This is a genomic window from Sporomusaceae bacterium ACPt, from assembly GCA_041428575.1.
GTDB lineage: Bacteria > Bacillota > Negativicutes > Sporomusales > Sporomusaceae > Sporomusa_D > Sporomusa_D carbonis.
The window spans coordinates 4,136,500-4,144,804 of record CP155570.1; the positions used below are offsets into that span (position 1 = coordinate 4,136,500).

Annotated in this window: 9 protein-coding genes; 1 reads left to right on the forward strand and 8 read right to left on the reverse strand. The window is 43.6% G+C overall.

The features are described from left to right. Positions 1-2 precede the first annotated feature (2 nt). Together mnmG and mnmE are read right to left on the reverse strand one after the other, a co-directional pair. Entirely contained in the window at positions 3-1,877 is a 1,875-nt protein-coding gene (gene mnmG, locus SCACP_RS21175; protein ID WP_425059445.1) for a tRNA uridine-5-carboxymethylaminomethyl(34) synthesis enzyme MnmG, read from the reverse strand. 50 nt (positions 1,878-1,927) lie between these two features. Continuing rightward, positions 1,928-3,313 carry a tRNA uridine-5-carboxymethylaminomethyl(34) synthesis GTPase MnmE gene (gene mnmE, locus SCACP_RS21180; RefSeq protein WP_425061468.1) on the reverse strand — a complete coding sequence of 462 codons (1,386 nt, stop codon included), beginning with the start codon at positions 3,311-3,313 and terminating at the stop codon, positions 1,928-1,930. A gap of 376 nt (positions 3,314-3,689) precedes the next feature. On the opposite strand from mnmE, the gene SCACP_RS21185 reads away from it, so the two are divergent. After that, complete coding sequence (locus tag SCACP_RS21185; RefSeq protein WP_425059446.1) at positions 3,690-4,598, forward strand: chemotaxis protein; 909 nt, start codon at positions 3,690-3,692, stop codon at positions 4,596-4,598. A gap of 55 nt (positions 4,599-4,653) precedes the next feature. Here SCACP_RS21185 and SCACP_RS21190 read toward each other — a convergent pair whose 3' ends face one another. From SCACP_RS21190 to rpmH, 6 genes are all read right to left on the reverse strand, one after another. Next, positions 4,654-5,421, reverse strand: a complete 768-nt coding sequence (locus tag SCACP_RS21190; protein WP_425059447.1) for a TSUP family transporter — start codon at positions 5,419-5,421, stop codon at positions 4,654-4,656. Between the two features lie 290 nt (positions 5,422-5,711). Further along, positions 5,712-6,347, reverse strand: a complete 636-nt coding sequence (gene jag / locus SCACP_RS21195) for an RNA-binding cell elongation regulator Jag/EloR (protein WP_425059448.1) — start codon at positions 6,345-6,347, stop codon at positions 5,712-5,714. A 2-nt stretch (positions 6,348-6,349) separates the two neighbouring features. Continuing rightward, the gene (locus SCACP_RS21200; RefSeq protein ID WP_425061469.1) at positions 6,350-6,979 is read right to left on the reverse strand and encodes a YidC/Oxa1 family membrane protein insertase; all 630 of its coding nucleotides are present in this window, start codon (positions 6,977-6,979) and stop codon (positions 6,350-6,352) included. 55 nt (positions 6,980-7,034) lie between these two features. Further along, positions 7,035-7,253: a membrane protein insertion efficiency factor YidD gene (gene yidD, locus SCACP_RS21205; protein ID WP_425059449.1), complete on the reverse strand. Its 219-nt coding sequence runs from the start codon at positions 7,251-7,253 to the stop codon at positions 7,035-7,037. Next, the gene (gene rnpA, locus SCACP_RS21210; protein ID WP_425059450.1) at positions 7,250-7,630 is read right to left on the reverse strand and encodes a ribonuclease P protein component; all 381 of its coding nucleotides are present in this window, start codon (positions 7,628-7,630) and stop codon (positions 7,250-7,252) included. The genes yidD and rnpA overlap by 4 nt, the downstream gene beginning before the upstream one ends. 48 nt (positions 7,631-7,678) lie before the next feature. After that, positions 7,679-7,813, reverse strand: a complete 135-nt coding sequence (rpmH, locus tag SCACP_RS21215; protein ID WP_425059451.1) for a 50S ribosomal protein L34 — start codon at positions 7,811-7,813, stop codon at positions 7,679-7,681. Between the last annotated feature and the right edge of the window lie 492 nt (positions 7,814-8,305).

The following is an 8,305-nucleotide window of genomic DNA, read 5'->3' on the forward strand; positions in this document are numbered from 1 at the left end:
CCTTACGCCTGTCTGCCCCGCCGCTGCTCCAAATAAACCATAAGTATCGAAATATCAGCAGGCGAAACTCCTGATATGCGGGCTGCCTGGCCAACAGACAGCGGCCGGATTTTTGCAAGCTTTTGGCGGGCTTCAAGTGCCAGCCCGCTAATTTGACTGTAGTCAATATCTTCAGGTAACCGTTTGGCCTCAAGTTTTGCCGAGCGCTCAACCTGTTCAATTTGTTTTTGAATATATCCTTCATACTTAACGGCAATCTCAACCTGTTCGCGGACCAATGGCGCTATTTCCGGCAAATCAAATTGCGAACGCAAGCCCTCATAGGTAACTTCTGTACGCTTAAGCAAATCATATAAAGTAACACCTGTGCGCAGTTCGGCAGTACCCAACGCTTGCAACTTGATCTGAATTTCGGGTACAGGCGTTACCTGAATATTTTTTAACAGACCAAGCGTAGTTTCAATTGCCTCCCGCTTAGCAATAAACCGTGCATACCGTTCATCACTAACCAGACCAATTTTCCGCCCTTTTTCAGTCAGCCTGAGATCGGCATTATCCTGACGCAAAATCAACCGGTACTCAGCCCGCGAAGTCATAATCCGATAGGGCTCACTGGTGCCTTTGGTCACCAAGTCGTCAATAAGTACACCTATATAAGCTTCTGAACGCGACAAAATAAACGGCGGCCGCCCAGTTACCAAGAGTGCGGCATTAATCCCGGCCATAAGCCCTTGGGCGGCTGCTTCTTCATATCCGGACGTACCATTAGACTGCCCGGCCGAAAACAGGCCGCGAATTTTTTTAGTTTCCAGTGTCGGTTTAAGCTCAGTCGGATCGACGCAATCATATTCAATGGCATACCCGGGCCGCATGATTTCAACCTGCTCCAAACCCGGAATTGTCCGCAAAAAAGCAAGCTGAACATCGGCAGGCAAACTTGTCGACATCCCCTGAATATACATTTCATTTGTGTTATTTCCTTCCGGCTCAACAAACACCTGGTGAGCCGGCTTATCGGCAAACCGGACAACTTTATCTTCAATTGACGGACAATAACGCGGCCCTGTTCCTTCAATAACCCCCATATACAAGGGCGACCGGTGCAGATTAGCCCTGATAATAGCATGAGTCTGCTCATTGGTATAAGTAAGCCAACACGAAGTCTGTTCACGGGTTTTGATATCACTCATAAACGAAAAGTTATGGGTAACCCCGTCCCCAGGCTGGATGGTCATTTTGCTAATATCAACCGTTCTGGCGTCGACCCGTGCCGGTGTGCCTGTTTTAAACCGCATTAAGGAAATTCCCAGACAACGAAGTGCCTCTGACAGCTTATTGGCAGCCCGCTGGCCGGCCGGACCTCCGGAATAATTAATATCACCGATAATAATTTTGCCTCTGAGATAGGTGCCTGTAGCCACAACTACACATTTGGCGCTATATAATTCACCAAGTTCTGTTACCACCCCGGTCACTTGTCCATTTTCCACTAAAATATTATCAATAAGTGCTTGCTTAACATCAAGATTGGCCTGATTTTCAAGCGTATGTTTCATACTTGACTGATACAACTTCTTATCGGCCTGGGCGCGAAGGGCATGGACAGCAGGCCCTTTGCCGGTATTAAGCATCCGCATCTGAATACACGTCTTATCAGTATTAATCCCCATTTCTCCACCCAAAGCATCGATCTCCCGCACCAAATGCCCCTTTGCCGGGCCGCCGACTGCCGGATTACACGGCATCATGGCAATATTATCCATATTAAGCGTAGTAACAAGCGTCCGGCATCCCAGGCGCGCCGCAGCCAGCGCCGCTTCGCAGCCGGCGTGCCCGGCGCCGATTACCACCACATCATAACTGCCTGCTTGAAACAAAGAAAATTCACCTTCTTCTCATATTCCACATAACTATAAGTTTTATTATGTTACTTACCGATACAAAATTGAGTAAATATCTGGTCGATAATATCTTCGCCCACAGTATCGCCGGTAATCTCACCCAGCTTTTCCCAAGCCGCCCGCAAATCAACCACAACACAATCAGGCGGCATACGGGCACCAATAGTAGCCAAGGCTTCATCAAGGCGGAAATTGGCCTGACGCAGAGCATCAGCGTGACGAACATTATTAACAAAGGCTGCTTCACCTTGACTTATCCGGCCGCTATAAGCTAAATCAACAATAACTTGTTCAAGTTCTTCCAAGCCATCACCCTGGACTACGGAAATTTTTAATACCTTGCGTCCCTTTGCAAAATGATTGACTTCCTCCAAGTCCAAACGGGAAGGCAAGTCACTCTTATTAATCAGCACAATAGCTTCCCGGCCGGGCAAAAGCTCCAGCACGCCCCGGTCTTCAGCGGTAAGCGGCGACGATGAGTCTAACAGTACTAAAATAAGATCAGCCTGGTTTACCAATTCTTTAGCCCGTTCTACCCCGATTTTTTCTACAACGTCGGCTGTCTCACGAATACCGGCAGTATCAATAATCTTGAGCGGTACGCCGCGAATATTAACATATTCCTCAATAATATCCCGGGTAGTGCCGGGAATATCAGTAACAATCGCCCGCTTCTCCCTGAGCAGGGCATTAAGCAAACTGGATTTACCGACATTAGGTTTACCAATAATGACAGTCGCCAGACCTTCACGTAAAATCCGGCCGGTCTGAGCTGTTGCCAAAAGCTTATCAATACTCGATTTTACTTGTCCAATTAGTAAAGCAACATCTGCTGCTGCCGCCTCTTCAATATCTTCTTCAGGAAAATCGATAGCCGCCTCCAGTTGGGCAATCATTCTTAAAATTTGCTGGCGCAAAGCTTTAACTTTATCTGATAACTGTCCTGACAGATTACCCATAGCCACTTTAAGTGACATATCAGTTTTCGAACGGATCACATCAATTACGGCTTCAGCTTGGGCCAAATCCAGCCTGCCATTCAAAAAAGCCCGCTTGGTAAACTCGCCAGGCTCAGCCATTCTAGCCCCAAGCGTGAGTGTTAAATCCAAAATACGTTTTAATGGTACCGGTCCGCCATGGCAATGAATTTCTACAATATCTTCACGGGTATATGAACGGGGAGCGCGCATAGTAATTAAAATAACTTCATCCACCGTCTCACCGCTGTCCGGATCAACAATTTTGCCGTAAACAACGTGATGCGACGGAAAAGTACTCGCCTGCTTACCGGATTTAGCAATAAACAACTTATCGGCAATAGCCAGAGCTTTGCCGCCGCTTAACCTGACGATGCCTATGCCGCCTTCACCTATTGCCGTAGCTATGGCACTAATAGTATCATCACTGCTCACTGTATTCAAATAACTTCCACTCCTTGAGCAATATTTATCCATGCAGTATGAATACTGTGAAATTATTATAATTCCCTACCATTACCAATAGTCCTGCCAAATATAAATAATTAATATAGTATTCTCTAAATCAAGCAAAAATACTCAAAAAAATCATATAACAACCGGAATTACTAGCAGGTAAAATAACCATAACATAGAAATAATAATTATCTCTATAGTATCCAATAAAGATGTACAGGCGTGTTGTTAGTATAAGCGTAAGTCAAGCGCCAGCGGTGGAGCGTTACTAACAACACGCCTAGAAAAAAATCTTTATTGGATTTCATATACAATTACATATTCAAAATCGTCGTACTTACGGAGAAAGAAAGGGATGGCAATGTCTGATAAAAAGGGTATTTTGCTTGAAACCGGCACTAACGAATTTGAAATAGTTGAATTTTCCATAGGTCCGGTCAGCTATGGCATAAATGTAGCAAAAGTACGGGAAGTAATTAACCCGGTACCTGTTACTAAAATGCCTAATGTCCATCCATGGGTTGACGGCATCTTTACATTACGCGGTAGGGTAATGCCGTTGGTTAATCTGCCCCGTTGCCTTGGCACTCAATCGTCCACTGACTCGCCCAAAGTTATTGTAAGCGAGCTCAATAATTATTATGTTGCCTTCCTTGTTGATGAAGTTTCCCGGATTCACCGCATCTCCTGGACAGCAATGGAGCCACCTCCTCATATCGCAAACTCGGATATGGTTGTCGGTATCATCAAAATGGCCGACAAAATGGTCGTACTTCTTGACTTTGAAAAAATTGTCGCTGACATCAATCCGGAAATGAATGAAAAATTTAACCAAGTTGTACCGGCAGTCTCCACCATTACAAACATGCGCAAAAATAAAACTATTTTAGTAGCCGAAGATTCCAAACTGCTACGCGACCTGCTGTTAAGCACCTTGCACGCAGCCGGCTACGCCAACATCATTTTAGCTGAGAACGGTCAGGAAGCATGGCAAAAAATTGAAAATTTAGTAAAAAGTAATGAACCCATTGAGAACAAAATCCAAATGATCATAACCGACATTGAAATGCCACAAATGGACGGCCATCACCTTACCAAACGCATCAAAGACCACGATAAGCTTAAGCATCTACCGGTAGTTATTTTCTCCTCCCTCATCAATGAAGAAATGCGGCTAAAAGGGCAGTCAATCGGCGCTAACGGACAGGTATCAAAACCAGAAATAGACCAACTCATTGACCTTGTAGATAAACTTATCCTGTAAGCAAAAAACGATTACCCGTTTTACGGGTAGTCGTTTTTTAAACACTGCTGCTGCATTATTTCATCATCAAGTCCCATAGCTGCTTGCCAATTAACAAACTTGTCATACCGATAAATAACGGCCTTACATAGGTTGCGCCGCTTTTAATAGCCAGACGCGAACCAACAATCGCCCCGACAATCATCGCCCCGCCCATAATAAGGCCATAGCGAAAATTAACAGAATCCAACCAGATAAATGTTAACACAGCGGCAATATTGCTGGCAAAGTTCATTACCTTGGCATTACCGGCCGCAATAACAAAATCAAACCCCAAAAGCAAAAACGCAAAAATTAAAAACGAACCAGCCCCCGGCCCGAAAAATCCGTCATAGAACCCCAGACCAATGGCAGCTACCGCCGCAAAAAAAGCAGTTTTTTTAGTTAGTCCCCGGTACGTTGACTCATTACCCCAGTCTTTTTTTAAAACTGTGTAAACAGCAACAGCGACTAACAAAATAACAACCAGCGGCTTTAAAAATTCAGGCGGAATATGCCTCACAGTATATGCGCCAAGAACGGAGCCACCAAATGATAAAGGAAACAACCATATGACAAGGCGGCAATCAACTTTTCCCGAGCGTAAAAAAGAGATCGTACTCGTCATTGATGACATAGTGCCGGCAATCTTATTTGTACCCAATACTACACTGGGCGGCAAGCCGGTAAACATGAGCGCCGGCAGCGAAATCAACCCGCCCCCACCGACTACCGAGTCAATAAAAGACGCAATAAAACCGGCCACAAGCAAAAATACGATAATTTCCGGACTAATACTTTCCAAAACAACATCTCCTATTATAATTATTGCAACGTTATTATCATAAACCTTACCATAATTATAAATCAAGGTATTTTTCGCTTTTCTTATTATTGTCAATGTTGCAACATCAGTGTACAATATTGGCGAAAGAGAGGTGCCTGCATGGATTGTGAACACCAATACTACAGTATTATCTTAAAAGCGTGTTCCCGCCGGGAAAAGCTGGGTCGCCGCCTGGAAACAGTCTTACTTCGCGGGCGGTTGGCAATAAAAAAAGCCGGAGATGCTGTCTCCGGCTTTTTAGTTTTCAACTATTTTTTCAGCGCAATAACCACTTTACGGTATGGCTCGTCGCCTTCACTGTAAGTTACTATTCTATTATCATTCTGGAGCGCCATGTGGATAATTTTCCGTTCCTGCGGACTCATGGGCTCAAGCACTACCCGTTCACCCCGGCGCTTAACTTTATCTGCCAAACGCATTGCCAGACGGGACAGCGTTTCTGCCCGGCGCTTGCGGTAATCTTCAACATCAAGAATAATCCGGCAACGTTCATCAGCATCACGGTTAGCGGCAAGATTAGTAAGATACTGTAAGGCATCAAGGGTCTGACCATGCTTGCCGATTAATACCCCTAGATCATCACCGCGCAAATTAATTACGACATGGTCGTTGTGAGTCATTTTTTCCATATGCACAGCGATATTCATGGCTTTAAAAACTTGATTCAGAAACAGACGCGCTTCCTCTACCGGATCTATCGGACGAACAGTAACCCGTACTTTCGCAAGCTTGGAACCGATAAACCCGAACAGTCCCTTACTAGGTACTTCCAATACTTCGTAATCAACCCGGTCACGACTTACCTCCAGTTCAGCCAATGCCAGACTAATAGCTTCATCAATAGTTTTTCCCGTTTTTTCCGTAACAGTAAGCTTACCAAGCATAATTAGCGTGCCTCCTTACGAACAACCGCAGGATCATTCCTGTACATAAACCACTGCTGACCAATCTGGAAAAGATTGCTGACTACCCAATAAAGAACCAAGCCACCCGGGAAATTCAAGCTAATATAGCCGATAAACAGCGGCATGAATACCATCATCATTTTGGCTTGCTGATTCATTTCCGAAGTAGTCTGCTTTTGTTGAATATATGTAGTAAGTGCTGACAGTACCGGCAAAATATATGTATGGTCAGGCTGGGCCAAATCTGTCATCCACAAAAAACTTGGCGGCTGCTGAACATAATGGTAGTCGCGGATAGCAAAGAAAATGGAAATCAAAAACGGCATTTGCACAAGGAGCGGCAAACATCCGGCCAGCGGATTAACACCGGCTTCTTTATACAAGATAGCCAACTCTTTATTAAGTTTTTCCGGATTACCTTTATATTTTTCCTGCAATTCTTTCATTTTGGGCTGAATTTCCTGCATAGCTTTCATTGACTTTACTTGTTTGACAGTAAGCGGATACAAAATAGCTTTAATGGCAATAGTCAAAAGAATTATGGCTAAGCCATAACTTGCAAAGCCCATACCAGCTGTCAAATTATAAAAGAATGTCAACGCGCTTTGCATAATATTGCTTAAAAAATCCAAAAACTTTCCCTCCTGCAAATAATTGGATGTTTATTTAAACAGGATCATACCCACCAGGATGAAAAGGATGACAGCGCAAAATACGCCGCACAGCCATGATCACGCCGTGGGCTACCCCATATTTTTCGATAGCCATTAGCGCATACTCAGAGCATGTAGGTATAAACCGGCAACTCGGCGGTTTTAGCGGTGAAATAAATAACCGGTAAAACTTAATAGCGCCAATAATCATTACAGTAACTATTTTTTTCATAATTGTCCTGCCATAATTTTAGCTTTAGCAGCCAATTCCAAAAAAGCTTTCCTTACTCGTTCCAATCCTGCGTTTATAAGCGGCTGACGTCCCACAAGCACCAAGTCAACACCATTAATAAGTTCCGCCTGGTGCAGCCGGTATGTTTCCCGCATCAACCGTTTTAAGCGATTGCGCACAACAGCTGTCCCTAATCGTTTGCCGGCGGCGAAGCCAACCCGACGACAGGCAGACTGATTAGGCAGGACATAAATGACCAGATATTTGTTGGCATATGACCTGCCAGAACGATATACTGCCTGAAAGCTCTTATTTTGACAAAGTCTGCCACATTTAGGCAATTTAAACCTTTTGACCATAGTAATCATCCGGTTCATAAAAATTTTTACTACGAAATGGAAAAAATAGGCCACTTTAGCGGCCTACTATGCTGACAATTTTTTTCTACCTCTGGCCCGCCTTCTCTTAAGTACAAGTCGGCCGCCTTTTGTTGACATCCGCTCACGGAAACCATGAGTTCTTTTTTTCCACAATGTATTAGGCTGGTAAGTACGTTTCACTGTTAAACACCTCCTTATATAAACCGGAGAAAGCCCATTAAAATCTACAAAATTTCACTAGTATAGATTATAGACTAGCACAAGGCAGCGTGTCAAGAATATTGACAACGACAATTTATGATATCTGTGGATAAATTCTGCTGCTTTCAGTCGCAAAAGAAAATATCTTGTTGATAACTGGCACATGATTTGTTAATATAAAATATACGAAGTTATCAACACCTATTTACAGATAATATGGTCTTATATACATATTTTATAATTTATCCACAAAATAATGTGATTATTCACAGATTTATCCACAGAGGTTTATAACTTGACAATACACGTTTGCGGGATTGTTATGTACCGCCGTTGTATTTTTTTTTCGCCCTAAACCCCATCTGAATAAAACTTATTCACAATTGTTGATATTTTTGTGGATAACTTATGTTAATCGTTATTACGCTTTGTGGAAAACCATCTAAAATTAGAAAGGACTGAACAGCTAAA